The sequence below is a fragment of the Cupriavidus sp. 8B genome (assembly GCF_054589115.1).
This window is the reverse complement of the sequence record NZ_BAAILO010000154.1, coordinates 1-717: the sequence shown is the minus strand read 5'-3', so window position 1 is coordinate 717 and position 717 is coordinate 1. Positions and strand designations below refer to the sequence as shown.

At 57.3% G+C, this 717-nt stretch carries 1 protein-coding gene; it reads left to right on the top strand.

Annotated features, from left to right (window positions below):
- Positions 1 to 88: 88 nt before the first annotated feature.
- On the top strand, positions 89 to 717 hold a 629-nt coding region (locus tag ACYP5B_RS15550; RefSeq protein ID WP_459570316.1), incomplete at its 3' end, for a nuclease/transposase family protein.

The window sequence follows — 717 nt, the reverse complement described above, 5'->3', positions numbered from 1 at the left end:
GGAACGATCTGGAATTGCTCAAAGTTGCAATGTCTCCTGATTGAAGGTAACTTGTGTTTTCCCTGGACAAAGCGTTGAAAAGGAAGCGTTGATCAAGGTGTACCGTTACCGCGTGAAGTCGTTGAACGGCTTGCTGAACAAGCAGAGCCGCGCGGTTAACCATGTCTGGAACTTCTGCAACGACGCACAGAAGCACGCGCTCAAGTGGGACAAGAAATGGCCAACTGGATTCGACCTCAATGGTCTGACGACGGGTAGCAGCAAAGAACTCGGAATCCACTCGGGAACGGTCAACGCGACATGCGAGCAATACGCGAAGTCGCGCAGCCAGTTCAAACGGCCATACCTGCGTTATCGCGGTCGTAAGAGCCTTGGATGGGTGCCGCTCAAGGGGCGCGAACTCAAGCGTGAGGGCGACGCTTTCCGCTTCGCAGGCAACACGTTCCGCGTATTCAGCAGCCGCCCGCTTCCCGAAGGGAAGATCAAGGATGGGACCAACTTCGCACAGGACACACGCGGCAACTGGTTCCTCAATATCACCATCGAAGTCGCCGATGTTCCTGCTCGCGCGATGCAAAGCGGCGTTGGCATTGACCTCGGGCTGAAGGACTTCGCGGCCCTCTCGACGGGCGAGAAACTGCCCAATGACCGATTCGGCCGCCGCGCAGCCGGGAAGTTGGCAAAAGCGCAGCGCGCTCGCAAGCACAAGCGGCATAT